This window comes from Bacillus sp. FJAT-27225 (assembly GCF_001685025.1).
Lineage (GTDB): Bacteria > Bacillota > Bacilli > Bacillales > Cytobacillaceae > Bacillus_D.
Genome location: NZ_MAYU01000022.1, coordinates 55,714 through 79,833 on the forward strand (window position 1 = coordinate 55,714; position 24,120 = coordinate 79,833).

The 24,120-nt window shown below is 39.7% G+C and carries 26 protein-coding genes; 5 read left to right on the forward strand and 21 right to left on the reverse strand.

The window, feature by feature from the left end; translation table 11 throughout:
- Positions 1-308 precede the first annotated feature (308 nt).
- Complete coding sequence (locus A8F94_RS25095) at positions 309-410, forward strand: YjcZ family sporulation protein (protein WP_077247771.1); 102 nt, start codon at positions 309-311, stop codon at positions 408-410.
- Positions 411-444: 34 nt separating this feature from the next.
- Positions 445-582, forward strand: coding sequence for a YjcZ family sporulation protein (locus tag A8F94_RS25100; protein WP_077247772.1), 138 nt, complete (start codon positions 445-447; stop codon positions 580-582).
- A gap of 157 nt (positions 583-739) precedes the next feature.
- On the opposite strand, the gene A8F94_RS16320 is transcribed toward A8F94_RS25100, so the two are convergent.
- The gene (locus A8F94_RS16320) at positions 740-1,114 is read right to left on the reverse strand and encodes a hypothetical protein (RefSeq protein WP_139070120.1); all 375 of its coding nucleotides are present in this window, start codon (positions 1,112-1,114) and stop codon (positions 740-742) included.
- A gap of 256 nt (positions 1,115-1,370) precedes the next feature.
- On the opposite strand from A8F94_RS16320, the gene A8F94_RS16325 reads away from it, so the two are divergent.
- Both A8F94_RS16325 and A8F94_RS16330 read left to right on the forward strand, forming a co-directional pair.
- Positions 1,371-1,886: a sigma-70 family RNA polymerase sigma factor gene (locus tag A8F94_RS16325; RefSeq protein WP_175384448.1), complete on the forward strand. Its 516-nt coding sequence runs from the start codon at positions 1,371-1,373 to the stop codon at positions 1,884-1,886.
- The gene (locus tag A8F94_RS16330) at positions 1,879-2,604 is read left to right on the forward strand and encodes a hypothetical protein (protein WP_066202612.1); all 726 of its coding nucleotides are present in this window, start codon (positions 1,879-1,881) and stop codon (positions 2,602-2,604) included. Before A8F94_RS16325 ends, A8F94_RS16330 begins: the two co-directional genes overlap by 8 nt.
- A 513-nt stretch (positions 2,605-3,117) precedes the next feature.
- Here A8F94_RS16330 and A8F94_RS16335 read toward each other — a convergent pair.
- The 10 genes from A8F94_RS16335 to A8F94_RS16380 all read right to left on the reverse strand — a co-directional run bounded on the left by A8F94_RS16335 (position 3,118) and on the right by A8F94_RS16380 (position 9,339).
- Positions 3,118-3,585 (reverse strand): VOC family protein, encoded by a 468-nt coding sequence (locus A8F94_RS16335; protein WP_066202614.1) that lies wholly within the window; start codon positions 3,583-3,585, stop codon positions 3,118-3,120.
- A gap of 139 nt (positions 3,586-3,724) precedes the next feature.
- Positions 3,725-4,234 (reverse strand): GNAT family N-acetyltransferase, encoded by a 510-nt coding sequence (locus A8F94_RS16340; RefSeq protein ID WP_077247774.1) that lies wholly within the window; start codon positions 4,232-4,234, stop codon positions 3,725-3,727.
- Positions 4,235-4,297: 63 nt separating this feature from the next.
- The gene (locus A8F94_RS16345; RefSeq protein WP_066202618.1) at positions 4,298-4,561 is read right to left on the reverse strand and encodes a hypothetical protein; all 264 of its coding nucleotides are present in this window, start codon (positions 4,559-4,561) and stop codon (positions 4,298-4,300) included.
- A gap of 125 nt (positions 4,562-4,686) precedes the next feature.
- Positions 4,687-4,962, reverse strand: a complete 276-nt coding sequence (locus A8F94_RS16350) for a hypothetical protein (protein WP_066202620.1) — start codon at positions 4,960-4,962, stop codon at positions 4,687-4,689.
- 85 nt (positions 4,963-5,047) lie between these two features.
- A complete protein-coding gene (locus A8F94_RS16355) occupies positions 5,048-5,797 on the reverse strand; it encodes a phosphotransferase family protein (RefSeq protein ID WP_066202622.1) in 750 nt (249 codons plus the stop codon).
- Between the two features lie 432 nt (positions 5,798-6,229).
- On the reverse strand, positions 6,230-6,676 hold the full coding sequence (locus A8F94_RS16360; RefSeq protein ID WP_066202624.1) for a hypothetical protein: 447 nt from the start codon (positions 6,674-6,676) through the stop codon (positions 6,230-6,232).
- Between the two features lie 41 nt (positions 6,677-6,717).
- Positions 6,718-7,470: a hypothetical protein gene (locus A8F94_RS16365; RefSeq protein ID WP_066202627.1), complete on the reverse strand. Its 753-nt coding sequence runs from the start codon at positions 7,468-7,470 to the stop codon at positions 6,718-6,720.
- A 61-nt stretch (positions 7,471-7,531) separates the two neighbouring features.
- Positions 7,532-8,149 (reverse strand): LysE/ArgO family amino acid transporter, encoded by a 618-nt coding sequence (locus A8F94_RS16370; RefSeq protein ID WP_066202630.1) that lies wholly within the window; start codon positions 8,147-8,149, stop codon positions 7,532-7,534.
- A gap of 240 nt (positions 8,150-8,389) precedes the next feature.
- On the reverse strand, positions 8,390-8,737 hold the full coding sequence (locus A8F94_RS16375; RefSeq protein WP_254660878.1) for an immunity protein Imm33 domain-containing protein: 348 nt from the start codon (positions 8,735-8,737) through the stop codon (positions 8,390-8,392).
- Positions 8,738-8,898: 161 nt separating this feature from the next.
- The gene (locus tag A8F94_RS16380) at positions 8,899-9,339 is read right to left on the reverse strand and encodes a GNAT family N-acetyltransferase (protein WP_066204009.1); all 441 of its coding nucleotides are present in this window, start codon (positions 9,337-9,339) and stop codon (positions 8,899-8,901) included.
- A gap of 147 nt (positions 9,340-9,486) precedes the next feature.
- On the opposite strand from A8F94_RS16380, the gene A8F94_RS16385 reads away from it, so the two are divergent.
- Complete coding sequence (locus A8F94_RS16385) at positions 9,487-9,738, forward strand: hypothetical protein (RefSeq protein WP_066202635.1); 252 nt, start codon at positions 9,487-9,489, stop codon at positions 9,736-9,738.
- Between the two features lie 114 nt (positions 9,739-9,852).
- Here A8F94_RS16385 and A8F94_RS16390 read toward each other — a convergent pair whose 3' ends face one another.
- From A8F94_RS16390 to A8F94_RS16435, 10 genes are all read right to left on the reverse strand, one after another.
- Positions 9,853-10,380, reverse strand: a complete 528-nt coding sequence (locus tag A8F94_RS16390; protein ID WP_066202638.1) for a DUF2199 domain-containing protein — start codon at positions 10,378-10,380, stop codon at positions 9,853-9,855.
- Between the two features lie 626 nt (positions 10,381-11,006).
- The gene (locus tag A8F94_RS16395) at positions 11,007-13,205 is read right to left on the reverse strand and encodes a beta-glucosidase family protein (RefSeq protein WP_066202640.1); all 2,199 of its coding nucleotides are present in this window, start codon (positions 13,203-13,205) and stop codon (positions 11,007-11,009) included.
- Between the two features lie 611 nt (positions 13,206-13,816).
- On the reverse strand, positions 13,817-14,677 hold the full coding sequence (locus A8F94_RS16400) for a creatininase family protein (protein WP_217490921.1): 861 nt from the start codon (positions 14,675-14,677) through the stop codon (positions 13,817-13,819).
- Between the two features lie 69 nt (positions 14,678-14,746).
- Positions 14,747-16,111: an MFS transporter gene (locus A8F94_RS16405; RefSeq protein WP_066202643.1), complete on the reverse strand. Its 1,365-nt coding sequence runs from the start codon at positions 16,109-16,111 to the stop codon at positions 14,747-14,749.
- A gap of 275 nt (positions 16,112-16,386) precedes the next feature.
- Complete coding sequence (locus A8F94_RS16410; protein ID WP_066202646.1) at positions 16,387-17,139, reverse strand: helix-turn-helix domain-containing protein; 753 nt, start codon at positions 17,137-17,139, stop codon at positions 16,387-16,389.
- Between the two features lie 145 nt (positions 17,140-17,284).
- Positions 17,285-18,472, reverse strand: coding sequence for a M20 family metallopeptidase (locus A8F94_RS16415; RefSeq protein WP_066202649.1), 1,188 nt, complete (start codon positions 18,470-18,472; stop codon positions 17,285-17,287).
- A gap of 88 nt (positions 18,473-18,560) precedes the next feature.
- On the reverse strand, positions 18,561-20,162 hold the full coding sequence (locus A8F94_RS16420; protein WP_077247819.1) for an FMN-binding glutamate synthase family protein: 1,602 nt from the start codon (positions 20,160-20,162) through the stop codon (positions 18,561-18,563).
- Positions 20,163-20,193: 31 nt separating this feature from the next.
- Positions 20,194-20,823, reverse strand: a complete 630-nt coding sequence (locus A8F94_RS16425) for an NAD(P)H-binding protein (protein WP_066202652.1) — start codon at positions 20,821-20,823, stop codon at positions 20,194-20,196.
- A gap of 398 nt (positions 20,824-21,221) precedes the next feature.
- Positions 21,222-22,043, reverse strand: a complete 822-nt coding sequence (locus tag A8F94_RS16430; protein WP_066202654.1) for a DUF2268 domain-containing putative Zn-dependent protease — start codon at positions 22,041-22,043, stop codon at positions 21,222-21,224.
- Between the two features lie 686 nt (positions 22,044-22,729).
- A complete protein-coding gene (locus A8F94_RS16435) occupies positions 22,730-23,890 on the reverse strand; it encodes a cation:proton antiporter (protein WP_066202657.1) in 1,161 nt (386 codons plus the stop codon).
- Positions 23,891-24,120 lie beyond the last annotated feature (230 nt).

The following is a 24,120-nucleotide window of genomic DNA, read 5'->3' on the forward strand; positions in this document are numbered from 1 at the left end:
GACTCAGAAACAGTCCTCAAACAAAGTTCATATCGTCTGTACGCAGTTTCACCCATTTTGGATAGAGCCTATTGAGTTCTTCCTCAATGGGCAGTGCAGCACTAATTTTTCCCAGCAGCGTAAAAGACTTAGCTATTTGTTAGTGCCCTGATACATGCCTCCACCTCGGGGGTTTTTTATTTTTTTTCAAGTAACGTCATTATCTGAACTTTATTCAATACTAAGGCTGGTCCTTAATGGTTTGTGGGATTCCAGTTTTCAAAGTTTTTCATACTCTGTTATTAAGTGCACGGAAGGAGGCTTTAAATATGTCTGATGGAGTAGGTTTTGGTGGTGGCTTTGCTTTAGTCGTTGTCTTGTTTATCTTACTAATCATTATAGGATCTTCATTTGTAGGCCGTTGCTATTAAGAGTTGATCATTCTAATTGAAAGGGGGTTATACTATGGGGTTTTTCGGTGGATATGGCGGTTGCGGCTATGGGGGATACGGGGGATACGGCGGCCGCGGCGGCTTCGCTTTAATTGTTGTCTTGTTCATTCTTTTAATCATTATCGGAGCAGTTTGCTTTGGTGGTTATTAATCGGTAGCACTACGAAGGACAGTTTGAGGAACAGGTTCTATTTTGGACAGTTCACTACTGAAAGTGAAAATTCAATAAAGCTTCACAGAAAAAGCTCGGAGGTTTTATTCTCCGAGCTTTTAGTATAACGAGATTAACATAAGGATTCGTTAGTTGATTAACAAAGGGCTTCCCGATGACCGCCATAACCCATGCCGTAACCAGGATAACCTCCATAGCCGCCATGTCCCATACCGTAACCAGGATAACCTCCATAGCCGCCATGTCCCATACCGTATCCAGGATAACCTCCATAGCCGCCATGACCCATACCGTATCCAGGATAGCCTCCATAGCCTCCATAGCCACCATGACCCATACCATAGCCAGGATAACCTCCATAGCCGCCATAACCCATACCATAGCCAGGATAACCTCCATAGCCGCCATAACCCATACCATAGCCAGGATAACCTCCATAGCCGCCATAACCCATACCGAAACTAGGATAACCTCCAAAACCCATACCGCTTCCAAAAAATTGTCTCTCCATTTTTTGTCCCCTCCTCAAATTATTACAAGACAGTGTATGTGTCCATGTTGGAGAAGGAATAGGCATCTGCCATGGTTCTTTGCCGTTATTTGCGGAGGGGTTTGTTTTTTTATTGTAAAAAGAATAAACATAAGTGGTTCCTTTTTATATCTGTAATTTCCGATCACTAAGGGAAGCTTCTAAAAATATTTTTTGAACCCCACACCGTCTCTGTGTCGTCAGTTATAGTATAGGGGAGAAAAAGGAGGGGGAACTTTTGGGGCATTCGAAACTAGAGGTTGAAGCTGGTTTTTATGACATTGTTGAAACCTATTTAAATGATATTCGAAAAGTAATTTTTACATATGTGAAGGATTATCACATGGTGGAGGATATCACACAGGAGGTATTCCTGACTGTTTTTCATAAGTTAAAGGACTTCCGTGGAGAGAGTTCAATGAAGACGTGGATTCTTAAAATTGCGATTAACAAGTCAAAGGATTATTTAAAGAGCTGGAATTACCGGAAAGTGCAGCTAACCAGCTGGTTGAAGGAAGAACCCGGGGCAAATGAAGTGGAACGAACCGTTATGAACAAACTGCAGAACCATGAACTTGCCGAAACCATTATGAAGCTGCCACTAAAATACCGGGAAGTGGTCATCCTCTATTACTATCATGATTTTGATACAAATGAAATCAGTTTCCTGCTTAATTTGAATGTTAATACAGTTAAGACCAGGCTGCTCCGCAGTAAGGACTTGCTAAAAAGGAGGTTTGATTTCAATGAATAACTTTAAACAGACTCTTAAAACATCGCTGGATGAACGCTATTTCAGCCAGCTCACATTAAATAATTCAGAAGCAAGAATGTTTGCGAAAAAGGTAGTGAGTACTCCCGAACTGAAACCTATATCTAAATTCCCTTCCTTTGTTTTACCTGCTTTGACTACAGTCATTGTCATACTGATAGGAAGCATTTTATTGAACACCTTTTTAAGTAAAAATGAACAGGTTTCGGCTGCAATCGAAACGGAAGCTACAAAAGAATTTGGCCAGGAAGTAGTAATCTTTGAGTTTGATGACTATCCTATCACGTTTGCATCTATCTCCAAACCTTCTTTTCTGCCAAAGCCAACTGACCTGACACTTTCGTATGGAATGACAAAAGGTGAAATGGACCCGCTTTTCGCCAAGGAGGAAAATCGCGAGCGCTGGAATAAGGAACAGGAAAGTGAGCTTCTTTATGGCCCTTATACTGGCAGGAAGGCTTTTAGCATCGTTTATCGCCCAGGCACCGTTGAAGTAGGTGATTCTGACACTCAACAAAGAACAATCAATGACCTCCCGGTACAATACCAACACTTAGAACGTCCTGCAGGCGAGTTCGTCCTGGCAACTATAAATGCCGCCGGTGGAAGCTATGGAGTTGAAATGAACATAACAAAGGAATTTACGCTGGCAGAATCAGAAAAAGTCCTTGAAGAAATAACGATGCAATTAAATAAATGAATAATCCGAGGAGAGGGATTCTTGTAAGAAATTCTTTATTCAATTTGATATTTTTGGGCATTGGACAATCTTGCATCTTAACGGGATATTCCGGAATTGGTTTCATTGGATCTTTTATCGGTATAGTTTTATGTTTAACTATTTGATGATTTCAAGAAGCTTGAAAAAAAGGGATGAACATAACTCAAAAAATCCAATGGATGACTCTTTTTTTCACGCCAATAAAGATTTTACCCCCGATAAGCTGTGGTGGTGATTATGAAAGTCACTTTCCACTAGTTCTGCTACGGCAAATAAACAATTGGTAAACTAAAACGAATGGCAGGAGAGTATGGTTAAAAAGTAATTTGCCATACCCTCCTAATCGTTCCTCAAAGACGGTCCTTTTTTAAAATAAGAAAAGAACTCTAAATGATTATAGTGTCTCGCTAACCTAAAAGAAGGAAACCTTACCAATACCGTTAAAGGCTCAACTATTCACCCGTATGTTTTAAGTGCATTTTTAAGGGGCGATTATGTCAATTTACTGCTGACTAACTTCTCAAATTCCTCAAGAGACAACTTTTCCGTACTTTGTTTTAGTTCATCTGGAACGTTAACATAACACATTAATTCTAAGCTATTTCCATCTGGATCATTAAAGTAAACCGAAGCATTTCCTTGATTTGGTCTTACAAAAGGCTCAATTGATGTTCTGCTTCCAAAAGGTACAGGCTCAACTTTGATGGATTCAAGCCATTTTACAGACTCTTTTAAATCCTCAAATTCGACTCGAAAAGCAATATGCCTTAAAGAAGGATGGTATGGAGTTTGGTACTCCTTTCCTTCCCACAACCCTAACCAGCTTTTTTCTTTTTCAATCCAAAAGAATGCAGTTTCCTCATCACGAAAAGCTAACTCCAAACCTAACCTTTCGTAAAATTCGATTGAATTCTCTAAACTTTTTACTGGTAAATGTGCTTCATATAGCCCCTTTATCATTTCCCCATCCCCCTTGTTTCAGACTTTATGAACATATAATTTTATTAATAAAGAACCATTTATTCAACAATTCAGTCTTTTTTAATAAAAAAAAGCCATTAATCCTTCTCGGACCAATCCCCCATATAGTGAAGGATTTCTAATTCTTTTCCATGCTTTTTTGATATTTACTATGTCCATCGGTTACACCAATAAGTTCAAAGTCATTGTTCTTATAGAAGTTATTTAGTTTACTATTATCTGTAACACAATCTAATCTAAGATATTCCTTATGACTTACATTGTCTTGTATCCAAGTCAGTATACTTTTGCCCAAACCTTTTTTCATATAAGCAGGAATAATTGCAAGTCTATGTAAATAAAGCGATTGTGAAGAAATATCACTTCCCCAAATATGCCTATCCCATTCGCTTTGTTCAGATAATAGTGTGAACGTAGCTACAATATCGTTATCTTTTAGAACAATGTATGTTTCTTGACTGGTTATCGCTTGTTCAATTTCTTGATCGTCACCACCATCTAATAGAAATCTCCATTGATCTATATCATTATCTTTCATCCATTGAGCTATCAGCTTTAACATATTAATAATTACACTACTGTCGTCAATTGTAGCAATTTTTATTTGAAAACCTTCACCGTAATCCAAGTTTATTTTGCTCCTTTTTAATTAATATTTTTATTAAATACCTTCAAAACAGATGACTCTTATTTAGAAGAAGTAAATGTACCCCAAAGCTAAAAAGATTACAATTGAACCTATTGACCTTGCCCAAATGACTGAATTTTTAAGTCCGGCTTTTTTCTCTAAGTAATTTATGTAAGTAATCACCAGAATAAATCCACCAAAAAGCATGAGATAAACCGAATGATCTCGGTTAGATAACGTACTCATAGCAGCCAATCCAATTAGGATGGTTCCTATTGCCCCTATTAATACATTGATATATAACGTGAAACTTTTATTTTCGTCCACTTTTTTATCCCCCATATCTTTTTCAACTCATTTGTTCAATTAGAAGTTAAAACAAAAGCGGGTTAATCCTTTCTGTTCAACGAACCTGTTGTTCTTAGAAGGGAAAACAATCAAAGGGTTATTATTTAATTTGTTAGTGATTGTTTCTCCCATTCTGTTGGCCCTTCACCACTTTGAATGAATTTTCTCCAAGTATCTCCATTTTGCTTATCATAAATAATAATATTGTTTTCATTAACCACAATAAGTTCAAATCGGTTTAGTTCTTGATTGGGCTGCTCAGCGGCTGCTATCCTCTGTTCGTTTGAAATATATTTAAGTGTATTTGAATATATCCATGAACTCAAAACAATACACAGCCCAAAAAATAATATAGAAAATGAGATCAAGTTCTTATTCATTCCCTAACCCCCGTTTGTTAAAAGTAAAAGCCACCTTGTCCTTCAGCAAATTAAGGATATACCTATCCCCGGTAGTTCATTTCATTTATAAAGGGCAGGACTGATTTATTATGTCTAGAAGACGTTTTGAGTCCTGAGCCGACACTTTTTCCGAAAGTCTTGCAGCTGCTATAATTGGAGCCCATTGCAACACTTCCTCTTTTACCAGACCACCTTTCTCACAATAAAGCCGCAAATACATCTCGGCTAATTCATTTGAAACCTGTGAGTATAAAAGATATGTACGGTAAATGTCAGCTCGTATATCGCCTGCACTGGAATCCACCCAATCAATGATTGTTACGTTGTTACCTGACATAATTAAATTAAATGGATGGTAATCACCGTGACATAGCATACTCTTAAATGTCATTCTATTTAATTTTCGTAGTAAAACTGACTTATGTCTGTTATCCAAATTATGAGCTGATTCGATTTGCCGGTTTAATCTTTCAGTCATATTCTCAATTGAATCCGCCTCAACCTTATGAATTTCTTGTTGTATTTCAACGGAAAGATTCAGGTAGTATTTTGCCTGTTCGATGTTTTCGGAAAGAATATCACCTATTGATCTGCCCTTAACAAACTCCATAATAATCGCTTGTTTGCCATCTATTTTCATAACATCTATTATTTTTGGCACAGGAAGTCCACACGAATAAGCATATTTTTGCTTCTCAGATTCAATAAATGATTCTGTTTCAGGCAAGTAGTCATTAAAAACTTTGTAAATCCTGTCATTATGGAGATAGATTTTCGCAGTATTTCCAATTGCAATTGGATTACCTAAATTCATTCGTTTCTCTCCTCGTTTTACTAAACTACAACTACTGTACTATTACTATTCGTCTTCCTATCTATCGATTCCTTGTTCAAAACTTCTCCTCTAAAGCTTTTGAGAAAATTTTATAAAAAAGTGCTTCATCCTCTCTACTCCACTTATGATTCCAACAAAAATGGAGCATCATCCTTTTGGGATTTATGCTCTGATATGAATATAGGTCAAAGGAAATGTACTACTTGAAGGTTTCACTTTTCAACCTTAGTCCTGAAAAATATAGCGCGTTCAATTTTGAAATACAAAATTCGAATTAACATGGCTATTTCGCACTTGAATTAGCAGGTTTATTTAACAATTAAATTAGCCTGCAAAAAGCTCAGGGCCGTTAAAAAGCCCTGACTTTTCTTTATATTAGTGTGTATAAGCAGGCCGTTAGCATAACAACAACTATTCTACTTTTTGTATTTTTAAACCGTGAATTTCACCAATTATATTCCTGTAATAAGCAGAACGAATGGAAAAACCTCCAAATCCTTCGTGGGTTGTACAGGAAAACCAAGCAAAATCATTCTTAATAAATGTTAAGTCTTCAGGTAACTTAGGAGCTACCCAATCATATAAAGTATTCGCAAATTGTTGTAACAGTTTACACGTTTCTTTATTTGACTCAATTACATAAACCGTTGCTGTTGGACCTTTTGTTATGGTATTTGCCCATTCTTTTGTTTTATAACTTTCTATGATATAGGGTTCAAACTGTACAAGTATTTCCTGATCGTATTTAAGTTCTTTCCTAGTAACAAAATAGAATTTATCTGAATTATCACACAGGACTTTTATTAGTTTCCTGTAAATCTCATCCGCAGGGTTTTCAGTTAATTCCCAGTATTCCATTGCACTACCTACCTTCTTACAGTAACCAGCCGACCAGACTATTATTTTTGAACAATTAATTTACCTTTATGCTGATCGACATTCAATGTGTATTCTTCACCATTTTTCAAGTGAATCGTAACTGTTTCGCCTTGATACTTTTTATCAATATAGATAAATGCATAGCCAGCTTCTTCAATAGAAACAAATCCTTCACGTTCTCCTTGTTGCAAATCCAATAAACTATAACCTGCACTTGAGTAATTAAATATCGCAATCGCAGGCTTGTCATTGATGGTCAATGCAAATGCTGTCAGCTGACCCTCAATCCATTCATCTTGTTTGGTTATTTCCGGGATTTCTTTATCTAACGAATAGGTACTGCCATGAATAAATTCAATTTCTCGCCATAGTTCTTGCTGTTTTGGATGATCCTGTTTTGTCCAAGTACCTATTTGTTTCACTTGCCCTTCCTTATCTACACGTAATGTTACACCTATCGTTGGTGTTTCAATCGTATTAATATCGAACTGGCCGACCGTATATCCTTCTTCATAATGTTTTGGGATAATAGTAAACTTCTCATTTGGATAGTTTTTTCCCAAATAATCTTTGACTTGTTCATATCTTTCCGCATGCGTATTCACTTTCAAAGCAGGATAGTAAAAATAGGATCCCACATACCCAATGACAAGGAGGCCCGATAACGAAATCGCCCATTTTTTCCGTCTTCTAAATATAAGCCAAATAAACATGATGCCAACCAATACCGCAACTCCAAATAGAAAAAAATAAATAGTTTCACTGGGACTCATATTGGTTATCCCCTTTAGGTGCAAGTTTTACAAACCTTGGCTAAAACCTTAATCATTTGTTTTATTTATCCATTAAAGATAAAACAAGATAACCTGCCGCTGCCCACATTACTATTGCTGATATTTTATTCAGGATTAATAAAAAATTTCCGGATTTATCGATTTTTCCAGCGATTCTTCCAATCAGGGACAGACCAAAAAACCAGATCCATGAAACCAAAATGGCTGTCACAGCAAATATAATTTTTTCTTCTCCCTCGTATTGTATTGAGCTTGTTCCAATTACTCCGACAGTGTCCATGATAGCATGTGGGTTTAACAACGAAACCGATGCTGTAAATAATACTTGTTTCTTTAAAGAAACTTTATTGATAGTTGAACCACTCTTAGTATTTGGTTTACTGTTCCAGGTGGTCCATCCCATATAGACCAAAAAAATAAACCCGCCGCCAATTAAAATTGCTTTAATCCAAAATGAACCTAGAACCAGTAACGATACTCCTAAAACAGCTACCGAGATTAACAGTGTGTCGCATAAAGATGCTGTTAAAACCACTGGTAATACATTGATATACCGTGGTTGCAGTGCCCCTTGATTAAAAATAAAGACATTTTGCACACCAAGTGGCAGAATTAATCCAAGTGCAAGAACAAATCCATGAAAGAATGGTTCTACCATCAAAAGCTCTCCCTTACGTTGTATATTTAAAACCTTTTTTACTCGCTCCTGAGTTTTCATTTAATCCATGTAAAAAGGAGAACCGTTTTGATGCCTACAACCATTGGATAACCAAATACCCATGGTATTTATAAATATCTGATTGTATTAGAGAAAACATCAAATGGAGAATGGATCGTCGGAACCACGTTAGTTAATCAAAACAATGATGCCAACTACCACAGCACTAAAAAGCTATAATTAATCCTGATCCAACAAGCCCTCATCAAACCAAACATCTACATAGTCACCTGCTATCAAAAATCTCCATCCAGGAGCTAATCCAAGATACTTTTTTATATCCGGCACCCATTCATCTAAATGTGCAATATGCAACGGTTCAAAAAAATCTGGTGCCTGTGAAAATTCTTCCCCTGCCCAAATGAACCATCCTGATGTTCCTTCTTCGGGTAGTAATCGTAGTCCATTAATCTGTATCAGTCCTTCCCTAACGTTCCTGGAAATACCGAGTTTCAGATGATCTTCTGAAGAGTAAAATTCCGCCCCATATTGAAGGCGAATTTTCTTTTGTTGTATCTCTATTGTCATAGGCATCTCAACCCCTTTTAATAAAGGTATCGCTAATATAATTCAACACAATTTGTACCTTTACCTTCTTAAGCTAACATCCAATAAAAAAGTGCCTTAACCCTTCCTGGATCAACGCACCCGTTTGTTTAAGTCCATTTCACTATCCCACCACCATTTGCCTAAACTAGTGGCATACTCATCGTAACCGTCTTTGTATTAAACCCCAATTTCTCATACAATTTAATTGCGTGATTCCCCGTAAATGCACTTAGTCGAACTTCAGAGTATCCGTCTTGTTTTAGATTCTCAATACCTGACTTCATCAATTTTTTTGAAATTCCCTGTCCTCTAAAATCTTCTAAAACAAATAGCTCATAAATAAAACCATTTATCTTATCCGTTAATGGGTCTATACTTTTTCCCAAGAGAATCCAACCCATTAACCTATCATTTTCTGTAGCTATTAGATAATAGCATCCCTTTTTTAAGAGTGGCTTAATGAGTTGCTCAATTTTTTCTTTTAATGGTTTAATCATACCTAATGTTCCATCATAAATAGCTTGTGGGGAGAGGGCCAAAATCTCTTTGAGTTCCAAATCAGTTGGTTTTCTTATATCCATTGCGTAATATCCGCCCTTCAAAAATTCGTTGTTCACCTCTATTTTTAATCTCATTAATTCCGTTACCAAATCCTATTTCTTTTTTCACTAACCTGCCCTTTGAGCGTTGGATTTTTATGGTAAAATTGTTTTAAGGAGGTTAATGATATGGAACTACATTTGCCTAAAAGTATCAAGAAGTTTTTTTGGTCTCTGTTTCCTGTAATCCTTCTTTTAATTGGCTATAATAATATTTTTAACTATTGGGAACTACCACTTTTCGGCTTTAATGAACTTGAGGATTTCGGAACACTTTTATTTATACTTGGCACAAGTGCTTGTGAAAGTGCATTAGTAACAGTATTTCTATGGTGGATATTAGAATCTATGAAGAAAATTTTACGTAAGCCAAATAGTTAATTCATACAAGGACCTGATAATTTAATCCTTTATATTTTCAAAGGAATGCCTTACTCTTACTTAGAGCAAAGCACCATCTATTTAAGAACAACTCATAAGTAGCCTGATAATAAATTAATCTGGGTCATCTTGATCACATAATCCTTCGGCAAGCTGTTTTATTCGTTCTATTGTTATGCCATTTCTTTGTTCTAAAGCTAAGGGATGCTCAATTGGCTCCAACTCTATATACGGGGTTACACCAACCGGTCTGGTATGAACCATTGTTTTTAAGTTAATTGTTTCTGGATAACAAGGAATGGAAGTCGATAACCACCCAAACATTGGCTGAAGCTCTTCTTCTCTTCCCTGAATGTCCCAATTTTCAATAGTTTTATTGAAATTAGCTTTGCTTAATGAAACCCACACATCCCAAGTAAAAGGTCCTTCACCGTCAATGACAGGAAGTTCTATACATCCACGTATAAAGTAATATTCTTCGTCAATAATACACAAATCATCATTCATTTCTATTCGGCTTTCTTGTTCTTCCATTGGTATATCGTACACATAATCAGGAATGGGACTTCCATAACTCATTGGAAGTTCATCGTGAAACTTCCCGCACCTTTTACAATAGAACCCTTCTTTATCATGACTCATTATCATTCCTCCTTCAAAAAAGCGAAGTTAATTCGTTAACCGATCCGACGCTATTCTTCTATGGGTTCCCTTGTTGGTAGGCCAAAATGAAAGGCAAAAGAACAACAACAAATCCTGCAAGTATGTTCACGGTACCCAAGATTTTTGAAAGTACCTCTCTGGTTGCCAGAAAGCCCTTTTCATAATACAAGTTTGACTAAGAGAAGCCTTTTTTGATAGCACCAAATAACCGACAAACATGACCAAGACTCTAATCAGGAACGTTAGGGTCGTTTCCACTAACGTCATGAACCTCCATAGTATAAGTATTAAGGGAAACTATTTAATTTTAGTATAGCAGCCCTAAACAGATAATCGAATTATTCATGGTAATATAATAAAAGAGAAATAGGTTAGGGGTGGATACGATGGAATGGTTAGGGTTTTTCTTTGGTACATCTGCGTTTTCTTTAGTTGTATATCAGATGGACAAAATTAAAAAGCTGGAGGAAAGATTGGAAAAAATAGAGGATAGAAATCAGTAAAATATAGCTTTTGAGAAGCAAAAAAGGTGGGAATTCAGCTTCCCACCTTTTCTATATACCACGCCCTTGTCGAGGTTCATTTAGCTGACTTTTTTCATTATATTAGTCAACAACTACCGTGCCTTCGAAAGGAGTATCATCACTGGATGTCCCAAGGTATACCTTATACTCGCCAGGCTTCACCACGAAGTCATGTTCGTAATAGTCCCATACACTCATTGGATGGTTTGTTGCAGCCGGGTCGATTGTGATTGTAACCTCTTTCGACTGTTCCGGTTCGAGATGCACTTTCTGGAATCCAACCAGGCGCTTAGGCGGCTGGCCTTTTACAGGAATGCCCAGGTAGACTTGGACAACTTCAGCGCCAGCAACCTTTCCGGTATTCGACACGGTTACGTTTACTGTGATTGGAGCTTTGCCATCAGATTGCGCTGGAGTTACCGAGAAGTTGGAAAGTCCAAACGTAGTGTAAGACAATCCGAATCCGAACGGAAATAGCGGCTTTTTACCCTGCGACTGGAACCAGCGGTAACCCATGTTGAGGCCCTCGGAATAGCGGATAACCGGGAAGCCCTCTCCTTCATCAGTACCAGGATAGCGCTCTGGCTGGCCTGCATACAAGAGATCATCCTCAGATGCAGCGTACGTAGTAGGCACCTTACCGGATGGATTCACAACACCGAAGAGCAGATCGGCAACAACATGACCATCTTCTGTACCTTGGTTCCACGCTTCCAGAACTGCCTGTGCTTTGTTAATCCACGGCATTAATACCGGGCTGCTATTTTTCAAAACGACAACGGTTTGCGGATTGACTTCAAGTAGTTCGTCAACCATGCGATCCTGGTCGTTGAGCATGTTTGGACTTGGCAAATCTGCACCCTCAGATGCCACCAAACCAGCCATCAGAATGACGAGGTCTGCTTCAGCAGCAGCCGACTTGGCCTCTTCCAGGTTGGACAAGTCTTTTTCAACGGTAACCTTGCTAACCTTCGCGTCCGAACCAAGACCTTGCAGAACGTCCTGCATCCCCTCTACTGGCGGAACCGTGTAGAGCGGGTCGACTTTGGATGAGCCGCCGCCGCCATTGCAGGCGTCGTCAACGTACTCGGTCTGGCCAATAATTACGATCGATTTATAAGCATTCGGGTCAAGCGGCAGCATTTCGCCCTCGTTTTTCAGAAGAACCGCTGTCTGGGCGCCGATTTTCCGTGAGATAGCACCATGTGCTTTCGCGTCTATTTCTCCAGGGTTGTATGGACGCTCGAAGTGTCCGAATCGGAACATCTGTGTGAATCGGCGAATCAGTGCACGATCGACGGTTTGAATTTCAAGGCTCGTGTCCTCGAGTGCATTCTTGATGTTTGTTTCATTTAACCACTTGGCATCAGGCATTTCATGATCCAGGCCTGCGTTCAGTGACGGAGCAGCAGAGCGGGTCGACCAGAAATCAGACTGCACATAGCCCTGGAAACCCCACTCGTTTCGGAGAATGTCATTTAAAATATAGCGATTCTCGGTTGCGTAAACACCACGAACGCGGTTGTATGCGCTCATAATTGCAGCAATGTCAGCGTCTTTTACCAGCATTTCAAACGGAAGCAGGTACAGTTCACGGAGCACATGCTCATCCACCTCGACACTGGTGCGGAAGCGCTCATACTCTTGATCGTTGACCACAAAATGCTTGCCCATTGCAATCACATTATGCGCCTGAATCGCCTTCGTTACTTCGACACCCATCACTCCGGAAAGGTATGGATCTTCGGAAAAATACTCGAAGTTACGGCCCGCGATTGGTGTTCGGTGCAAGCAGACGCCCGGTCCTTCAAGTACGTGCTGGCCGAGTGTCGCAGTTTCCGACCCAATAATGTCGCCATAGTCATGTGCAAGCTCAGCATCAAAGCCTGCAGCAAGAGCTATGGTCATAGGCAATGCGGTTGCTGGCGGGCTTGGATGTCCGTCACCCATACCGACACCAACAGGGCCGTTGGTAATCCTGAAGCGCGGGATACCAAGTTCTTCGATACCTTTAACATGGCGTTGCACTTGGAGCTGAGCCATTAGTTTCTCCTGCTCCTCCGCGTCCATCGCATTCATTTCATCGGCAGTCGGCAAGGAATAGATATTAATTGTTTCCATCGCGCCGTGAAGCTGGGCAATCTTCTGCTCTAAAGTCATCGCGGCTACAAGTTTCTCGGCACGTTCAAGCGGTGACAGTGACTGATCCATCCACGGCAATGATTCATTCGAGCTTTGTGCCGACGCATTCTGTTCAGGGACAATTTGTTCTTTAGTCATGGTCGAAGTCTCCTCTTATGTTAATTTCGGTATACTAGTATACTAACATACCATGTAAACGTTTTTCTATTAAAATGAAATCGATAACATTTCAGTACGATTTTAAAAACTTAAATGAAGATTTCGGTTATCCATAAAAGGAAAATTAGTTTGACCTCTGGTTTTCCCTAATATAGTGGCCTTTTGCAGAAAAATTAATCCATTGAGTGGGTGACATCAACACCCGAAACCGCAGGCCGCAAAATCAATTAAGACAAACTTTTCAAAATACAGGACACATTTTCACATATACAGGACATTTCCCAAACTTTGCAGGACCGTTTTTCAGATATTCAGGACAAACCAGTCTGTCGGCAGGGCGCCGACTTCTTCTATAAGTTTACCTTTAAGATGTATTACAATATTCCCCACTCTCCCTTCCCGTAAATCGAACCGGTTACCACGGAAATTTTGTCTGTTATCCGTAAATTTTGACTCTCTTCACGGAAATTCCAATCACGTTAGTTTGTACTATTCCCCTCCTACGATACATCTATTAAAATTGAAAAGAGGCTGTCCCAAAAGCTTTAAACTTCTGGGCCAGCCTCCTAAAATCGGGGATTCATATTACCTTAGTATTTTCCACTTGCTAAATTGGCTCCGTATTTAGGGAGTATCGTATCCCTTGTATACTCATCCACTTGGCGAAGGGTTTCAACGATAGCCGGCATATCTAATGCCTTTACAAAGTCGTCTATCGCTCTAACACCCCTATTGGCATACTCGTCTCTTTCTTCAGGTGTTTTCAAAAGCGGTGTTGCCATATGATCGGACGGCGCATAAAAGTAGGAACCTATAGCCCCCGATTGATATGCATACTTTCCCAGTACATTCCCCGGATTTTTATCCATTCCTTTTAGCATATGGCCAATATCATACGTAACCGAATGCGATTCGGGTACATTCAACGGTACATCTTCCAATCTGCCTAACACTCTATAAGCGCCAATGGACATATCATGGAAGTTATCCATTAAATTGAAGTCGGCAGCCTCAGCTGCTTTTAAAACATCCATATACAGGATAGGAACTTTTGTTTCGTCAAAGAAATCGCGGACCATGCCGCTGACTGTCATATGGGCCGGGCCATGGCTGGTCACATAAACCTGCCGCCTAAACCCCTGGTTCAGCAAAGACTTTGCGATTTTATCCAAATAGGCCATTCCGTCTTTTATGCTCATTTGAATCGTTCCCCTGGCTACAATCGTTCCGCCTGGAAAGAAATAAGGCAGGTTGTGCAGGACTAGGCCGCCCGATTCTTCAGCCATTTTTAACGCAATAGCCTCTGCAAGCACAGTCTCGGCATCGAGAGGCAAGGCGCCATGGGTTTCTGTTACTCCGACCGGTATATAGATCAAATCGTTTCTTTGTAAATAGTCTTCCACTTCACCATTCGTTAATTTTGATAAAAAGCGAGTACGCATTTCTGACATAGTGAACATCTCCTATACTAGGTTGAAGGAATCCCAAATAAGAAAGAAATCTTTCATACTCGAACTTTCTTAGGAAGCCCTTCTTTCTTTTAATATTGCATACATTTCATTGGTCCTCTCGGTGTTCAAATGAAAGATCAAACCTACACCGATTAAAATTAGAACGAATGCAGCTATTGGCATAGCCGTATACATTTTCAATACACCTGTTGCGACTTCTTGTGTTTGTGTTTTTGCACCGGATACAAAACCGACCCAGCCTAAGGCATAGCTCCCCAATGCGGCCCCTACACCCATTCCTACCTTCCGAATAAACGAATAGAGTGAATAGAGTGTTCCTTCGTAATGCTTTCCAGTCTTGTATTCTGTAAAATCAATGCAGTCGGTGACAAGCGCCCAGACAAGCATGACAAATACCATAGAACCAATCGTTGCAATATTATATAAAACTGCAAACAAATACACATTATTGATTGTCACAAACGTCATGAAAGCCGAAGCGAGCAAACTGAAGGCAGAGGTGGCAATAATTAAATTTCGTTTATTGAACTTTGCTACCAATTTAGGGATAAACACGAACAATACGAGTGTCAAACCCATCGAAATGAATTGATTAATTGCAAATGCACTCGGCATGTCATAGAATTCAGCAAACACGATTGGAGCCAAGGTAGTAACTCCGGAAACAATCAGCATCGATCCTAAAGTAGCAACCATCATCCCAATTAACGGCCGATTCGTAAAGGCTGATTTAAAAGCATCTTTAAAATCATACTCAGGCTTTTGTCCCGGAGGGCGGTTGTCCCGAATCCGTTCTGTTGTTAATTTTAAAAGCAGAGTATAAGAAATTAGAGATAAAATACTAAATACAATCGCAATATAGAAGAAGGCTTCTGGAACAATAGCCCCCGATTTGTCATAAATGAACATAGGAACGAAAGATAAGAATCCGACTCCGACAATCATCCCGCCAATTGACCGTGCACGAGAAAGTTTAGTCCGCTCAACCGGTTCGTTTGTAATAACGGATGCCAATGAACCATACGGTATCGCATCTGCCGTATAGGCAACACAAAAGAATAAATAAGTGGCAACCACCCAAACGTGAATCGCTGTCGATTCCCAACTGGACACATCAACAAATGCCAGTATACAAGCCGCAGCTAAAAGCCATTTTGAAAAATTAATCCATGGCTTGAACTTATCACCTGAGTTTCCGATTCTAAAGCGATCAGGAAGCGTACCCATAATTGCTGTAATAATTGCATCAAATACTTTTCCAACTAAAAACATCGTTCCCATAAAATACGGGCTGACCCCTAGTACATACGTACAAAAGATAATGAAGAAGCTGCTAATGTAAAGGTTTACAAAACTTCCGCCAACATCCCCTAACATATATCCAACCTGGTCTCTAACTCCAAACTTTCTCATGAATTGACCCTCCTTCAGTTCCTTTTTTAGTTTTATTTGCTTTTTTAACCGCTTACATTTCGTTTAAAAAAGCATATTTAAGCGGTTAGTTAAGGAATGAGCTTGCTACCTAAAATTGAAAACGCTTTAACAACCACTTGAATACAAGTATACAACATAAATTCAAAAGAGCTTTACACTACAATTGCACGTTTTTATACTAAACTTGCATTTATTAAGGCAACCCAAAAAGGCATATGATTTCTCATACGCCTAAAAATTGTCCTCGTATTCCCTTATTTTGTGACTTTCTTTTTGTACTCTAAAGGAGTGACTCCCTCTACCTGTTTAAAAAGCTTCGAGAAATACTGGGGGCTGCAAAACCCAACCATGATGGCAATATCGGCCATGGAAAGCCGGGAGAATAAAATTAGTTCTTTCGCTTCTTTTATTCTTCTTAAATTTCGAAAATGGCTAATCGTTATTCCTTTTTCCTTCTTAAACACACGCATTAAATGAGAAGGATTTACATGCAAGTTCCTCGCTATTTCCTCTATTGAGATATCCTCCGAAAAGTTCGTCTCTATATAATTTTCTGCTTTCTCAACAATAGATAATTTGCTTTTATGATTTAATCGGATTGATGTGTCGGAATACTCTGTTATCATATTGGCATTAATTTTTTCAAGTTCTGAAATGGTTTCGGCATGCTCAATCATTATTGCGTATTTCTCAGATATAAAGTGGCATTGCCATGGACTTAACCCACCCTTTTCAGCCGCATAACTGTATAGAGTGTTGTGGGATAAAGAAATGTTTTTAAAGGAACGAAGTTTATTATTCGGCACCCTGTTAAGAATTTTTAATTGGTCATCTTTAAAAAATATAGTTGAGTCATTCATAAATATTCTTATCAATTCTCTATCGCCATGTTGAATACCCTGAAGTAATTTTTCCCTTCCCATATGGAGACTTTCAATGTATTCAGGAGTAAGGCCATTTTTTTTATGTTGCAAAAAATCCAAAGAGTCGGATTGATATTCTTCCATCTTAAGTCCCTGCCCATCATCTGCTGCCTGTTACTTTTTGATTATTTCTATTAAATCATAGAACGGTACCTGGACCAAATGAAAAAAGCCTGATCATTCCCCTTGTAAACAAAATACAGGTCATGACAGGCACTTTTTTTAGGATTCACTCCAGCCCATAATAGCTGCAAACAACTTGTCCAACCGATTTTGCTGCAACAATCAGGCAGTCTTCATCAATATCAAATTTCGGATGGTGGTTGAAATATGCTTCCTCCACCCCTTTTGGTTTGCAGCCAACGAAAAAGAAACACCCTGGAATTTTTTCAAGATAATAAGCAAAATCTTCGGATCCAGAGAGCATTGGATAGTCGCCCACCTCTTTAATGTCGGGGTCATTCATACTATTTAGGCTTGCTGCCACGTTCGCTGTTACCTCCGGGTCATTATAGAGTGGCGGATAATCGGCCGTATACTCGAGCTTGCATTCCACACCTAATTCGGCCTCAATTCCTTTTACTATTCGGTCAACTTCTTTTGCGATGATCTCCTGGGTTTCAACTGTCATATAGCGGACGTCGCCTTCAAGCTCCACGCTATCTTTAATGACATTGAATGTTCCTTTCCCATCGAATGAGCCGATTGTAATGACTCCCATTTCAAACGGATTGATCCGGCGGCTAATTACGGTTTGTACTGCTGTTATAAAATGAGCACCAGCAACAATGGAATCATTGGCCAAATGCGGAGATGAACCATGGCCGCCTTTACCCTGGATGATTAATTTAAAAAATGACCTGCCTGCCAGTGAATATCCGCTGTGGTAGCCGACAAAACCTGCTGGATGGGAAGGGAAAATATGAACCCCATAAATATTGTCTACATCATCTAATACACCAGTTTCAAGGATGCTTTTCGCTCCACCTGGAGGTGTTTCCTCCGCATGCTGGTGAATGATTTTAATTGTTCCGGGAATTGAATCCTTCAATTGGATCAGGCAATCTGCCAGAACAAGCATGTAGGCAGTATGGGCATCGTGGCCGCAGGCATGCATCACACCTTCATTTTTTGATTTGAACGGTACATCTGTTTCTTCCTTAATCGGCAGAGCGTCGAAATCAGCACGAAGGGCAACCGTCTTTCCGGGCTTTCCACCTTTTATGGTTACGATGATACCGTATCCATTTCCTACATTCCGTTGAATTTCCACATCTTTTCCTTTGTAAAAATCGGCTATATAGTCAGCAGTCTTTTCTTCTTTGAATGAAAGTTCCGGGTTCTCATGTAAATAACGGCGAATTTGAATCATTTCATCTTTACGAGCTTCTAACATGTCCATTAATTGTTTTCTCATTAAAATCCCCCACATCCTATTTATTTCTATCTTGTACAATTGGTAACAATTTAACTAATCCTTTTAAATTTTGTTACGTGAGAGTTCGTTACGCCCTTTCCTTCTCCCTAATTGCATGAACTTTATCAGGTGTCAGGATAATGTCACCGACGGACGTTACCCTGCCCCATTCATCTTTATAAACGATATGCTTCCGCTCAAACTTCACCGGGGAATCAATCCCCGCCGCAGCTGCGAGATTGAACAAACCTTCGCGCATTGAGATAACATAGTTGGCGACCCGGTACATTTTCTCCTCAATGACGAGGCCGTCCTGAAGCTTTGGATCGGTTGTTGCGACTCCCGTCGGGCAAGCGTTTGTGTGGCACTGGCCAGCCATAATGCAGCCGACGCTGATCATGAAGCCGCGTGCAATGTTGACAAGGTCCGCACCCATTGCGAGTGAAATCGCAATCTTATCTGGTGTAATCAGCTTCCCGGATGCGATTAGCTTTACTCGATCCCGGACGCTGTATTTTTTCAGCATTTCATCAACGATTGGCAGCGCTGATTGAATTGGGAGTCCGACTGCGTCAGCAAGCTCCTGGTAGGTTGCGCCTGTTCCTCCTTCACCGCCATCTACGGAGATAAAATCAGGCCCCATACCGGTATTTTTTATTACAGAAGCCATTTCTTCAAGTGAATCAAGGTCCCCGACAACAATTTTAATCCCGACAGGCTTTCCGCCAATTTCCCTCATTTTCTCCACAAATTCAAACATTTCGTGGTAGTTGCTGAATTCATAGAAACGATTTGGGCTGTTAATTGTTTTTCCTGGTTCGACGAGGCGGATTCGCGCGATTTCCTCGGTCACCTTTTCGCCTTCAAGGTGGCCGCCGCGGATTTTCGCTCCCTGGGCAAGTTTTAATTCAAACGCCTTTACTTGTTCGATTTCACTTTTTCGCTTGAACTCTTCCCAGGAAAATTCCCCGCCCGGCGTCCGAACCCCAAACAATCCCGGGCCAATCTGCATGATAATATCGGGATTCCCGGCCAGATGGTAATCTGAAAGCCCGCCTTCCCCGGTATTCATCCACGTCCCGCCTGCCAGGGCAAGCCCTTTCGAGAGCGCGGTAATCGCATTTTTTCCGAGCGCACCGTAACTCATCGCCGACTGCCCGACAAGCCCTTTTACCTTGAACGGTTTCCGGCATGTATCAGCGCCAATCACAACCGCATCCTCATCTGTCAGGAAATAAGGATCCACCTGCTTTTCTTCACGATGCTCTTTCCGGGTTATCAGGCCTTCTTCATCCACTTTATACACCATCGTATTGATTTTTTGGCTGTTATCGACTTTCAGTTCTTCCCGCTGCTTAGGGAACATGCTATTGCGGATATAGTAGCCGCTTTTTGAAAAATCACGTTCTGACCCGAAACCAATCAGCCGCTCCTTGTATTTGCCGGCCTTAACAATGTCCTCGAATTCCTTCCTTGGAAAGGGTGTACCTTCGAGATTACTCTGGAACAAATATTGCCTGAGCTCGGGGCCGATTTGCTCGGTCACATAGCGGATTCTGCTAAGGAGCGGGAAATTCCTAAGAATTGAATGCTGCTTTTGAGTATCATCTTTCCGATACAGGTAGGTGGCCGCCGCTGCTGCTCCCAGTACGGCAGTCCCTTTCACTAACGCCGGAAGGATTTTCTTCATTTCTGCCATCAAATCACCCTTTTCTATCAGTCTATAATTCTGCTAGCGCCTGGCCGATTGGCGTTTCACCGGACGTTACGGTGATTGTTTTACCAATTGCTTTTTCCGTTTCCAATGCTTCTACCAGCACGGAGGCGAGGTCTTCTTTCGGAATCTCATCTTCTTCGTCCATAAGGGTTTTGGCCACGGTCACTTTCCCGTTTCCAGGCTTGTCTACAGGTATGCCCGGCCTGATGATCGTATAATCAAGATCCTCCTGCCTTAAAAGCTCTTCCGGCATCTGCTTCGCTTCAGTTGTACCGGATCCGCTCGCGTCACTTTCCTCACCCCTCAAAGCACTCAGCAGCACAAACCGCTTGACTCCGCACCTCACAGCTGACTGAATGCAATCCACAACGAGTTGGTGGTCAATTAAAATCGGTTTGCTCTCCCCGGTCCTCGGGCTTGCCCCACCTAAATAGATGACAGCATCACAACCTGACATAACGTTGAAAACATCATTCCCATTTGTTAGAACAACCTCAGCCGCGCCAAGCCTCTTCAATTCCTCGACCCGGTTTTCAGAGCCTGCCATAGCAACTGTTTCATGCTGTTTTTCAGCAAGCAGCTTCACTACATGTTCTCCAGTCAAATCATATGTTCCGATCACAAGCACTCGCATCCAATTCCTCCTATCGATGAATGTTTGATTACATCTGATTTTCCTTAAACAGAAATCTCAAGCGGCTGAATCAAGCATCTAATCTCTGAAAAATTATTAAAAATTCAAACTTCATCTCTCATTGATATTCCACCTTTATCGGCATATAAACGAAAAAGAAAGGTTCCTCTTCGGTAACAGTTTCGGTTTTGGAGCATAAATTCTATTGCAGTGTTTTTCGCATAGCAATTAACAGGCGATTTTGTAAGCAATTAACCAAAGAAAAAGGCTTGGAGCATTAACTCCAAGCCTTTGTTGAGGACAAACACCTTTTAATTTAAGCGCATTGTTTACTTTCTTAAACGATACTGCCCCTTTACTTAGAAAAGCTATCCTTCGTTATTGAAGGATTATACCCATTAACTTAACAGTGAATTAGTTGTATAACATTCCAACAATACAGAAGGTTCGACTGAAAATAGTTCCCTAATATCTTTTATTTGATTAGTTGACACATAATTTGTAATTACTTTTAAAGCGAACGAATATCCCGCGAAAACAGGAATTCCTTTTTTACGGCTCCCAAAGCATAATGCTCCTTTTACGTTATCGTCCGTCGATTTAAGATAATCCCTACATTGATTCCAATACGCCGTTTCCGCCTTAGCTGGGAGGTTATCCTTCCACCATCTCTTATCAGGATACAAAGAAAGGGCAAAATAATCTGCTGTTCCCTCCATCTTATACCACTCTTCTAATGTAAATGTACTTAACGATAAATCATAGATAGGATTCTCGGGACTTGCGTGATGGCATTCGTGGGCTAATAAATAGTGAAGAAAATCAATATCTGGTTGCGGAGGGATCGCAATAATGATGTTGCCTGGTCCATTAGTAAATGCATTGGTCCAAAGTGATTGCGGCTTTTCTTTAAAATATGGTAACAGTAGGGCAGGCACTACTGTAATACGCATCTCCTTGAAGGGAAGATATTGACTTACATTTTGAAAAGTTTTGTTGACTATCCCCCCTATTTCGGAAGTATCCCATTCAAGGCTTTTAATTTCGTTTTCAGATAAATCCCTAAATTTAAGCAGCTGAAATCGTTGAATTAACTGTTCCCATTCGGTCATCCAAGAGTTTTCGGAAACTAAGCCGCTAAACATTTCTTCTAAATACTCTTCCAGCGAGTTACGGTTTAATAAGAGTGCAGATGGAGTTATTTGTTGTACTTGAATCATTTTATCCCCCTGTTTTAGCTAACTTGTGAAATTCTTGCTTAAGGACATTTTCACATTTTCGACATGGCGTTTTGTCCTTGAACCTTTAAGTTATATTCTCCAAATTATTGGAAATCCCTTCTTCATCTCCCCCCCTAAGCTAAAGAAGGTCTACTGTTCGACTCTTCTTTGGAGGACGGCCAGGCTTAAACCTTCCAGGATGAAAGCAGCCAGTACCTTAGAAGCCGATTTTTCAAACCTTTAAACCTTAAGCTTAAAACGACACTTAAAGTTCCCTTCTTACTTTTTATCTCGTTTATTCTTCATTAATGAACCTGCAATAGCAGCAAAGATATCGCCAATTAAAGTTAATAGTGCACTCAATTAAATGCCCCTTAAAAAACCAATTTAATATACTAACGGATAAACATCCTTATTTGTTTCAACTTTTCTTAATTACTATAGGGTTAAAATTTTTGTGACAAAGTCATTTATAGCGTTTCTTAATGACCCTAGTGTTAAAAATTTTACGACAAAGTCACTTATAACATTTCTTAATGCTTATTTACTTAAACAAACTGCAATTTGATAATGATTTCAACAAAAAAGCTCCCTAATCCTTCCTGGCTCAAAGCATCCTATAGTGTATTACCATACACTTATTAAAAAGGCAGCATTCCTTTTAGAAATGCTGCCAAATTTATTGATTAACTTGCTAATAATTCAGTTTCAGATTTTATATTCCGTTTAAAAAAGAACTTCATCATTGGAGGAGTAACAATCGTTGTTACGATCACAACAACAATGATTGTTGCATACAAATCTGGAGTTACTAGATTTGATGCTAAGCCCATTGATGCGACAATTAAGGCAACTTCACCGCGGGAAACCATTGCTGATCCGATTCCCATTGAGCTATTCCAGCCAAATCCAGAGAGTTTGGCACCAGCTCCTGCCCCAATAAACTTAGTTAGAATAGCTAAAATACTAAGTAAGATAATTAGCCCTAAATTATCAAGAATGCCAGTAAATACAGCTGAAATACCAATGTAGGCAAAGAATACAGGAACAAAAATTGAGTAGCTGATCGTTTCAACCTTTTCAAAAACTTCGTGTTTGAACTTGGTTAAGCCTAAGGCAATACCTGCTATATAGGCTCCAATAATGTTTGCAACACCCGTAATTTCTGCTGTAAATGCATAAATAAAACATATAATTAATGCAAATGAAATAACCGCCTCACTTACCGGTAATTTCGTGAGTCGATTCATTACCCAAGGAACCACTTTCCAAGCAATTAAAATAGCAAAGACAAAGAATAATACTTTCTTTATTACCAATGCTGTTAATGATACATCCCCACCGCCAGCAAAGCTTATTAAGAATGCTAAAATGACCATTACCACGACATCATCAATAACAGCAGCACCAAGGATAGTCGTTCCTTCAGGGGTCTTTAAATGGTTCATCTCTTTAAGAGCTTGAACAGAGATACTTACACTTGTTGCAGAAAGCATGACGCCCAAGAACCAGGATTGCAAGTTCGTTAAACCCATCATTTCCCCTGCCAAGTATCCTAAAAACAATGGAACAATAATTCCTCCGAAACCAACAAACGCTGATGATTTACCAGAGCGTTTAAATTCACCGAGATCCGTTTCTAAACCAGCGATAAACATCAACAAAATTACACCAATTGTGCTAAATGTAGCTAAGGTTTCTGTTGCTTCGATTAATCCAAACACAGATGGCCCCAGTAAAACACCTACAATTATTTCCCCTAGTACGGAAGGTTGTCCGAACCTTACGCTCAGAGCACCTGCTAGCTTAGCAGCAATAATAATGAGTGCTAATTGAAGAATGAACATATACTTCTCCTTTCAAAATTTATTATTTTTTCAATAGAATAGAAGTGGAAAAGAGCCTGTCACCAAAGGGCATAGATATCCCTTGGTGACAGGCTCCTCCAAAATTGTTTTCCTCTATTTTTAATATACTAGTATACTAACACAAACAATTTAGAGAAATAAAGTGATAGGATTTTCCATTCATCAAGTAGTTTGTTGAATAACGAACTCAACAAAAAAGCACCTTAACA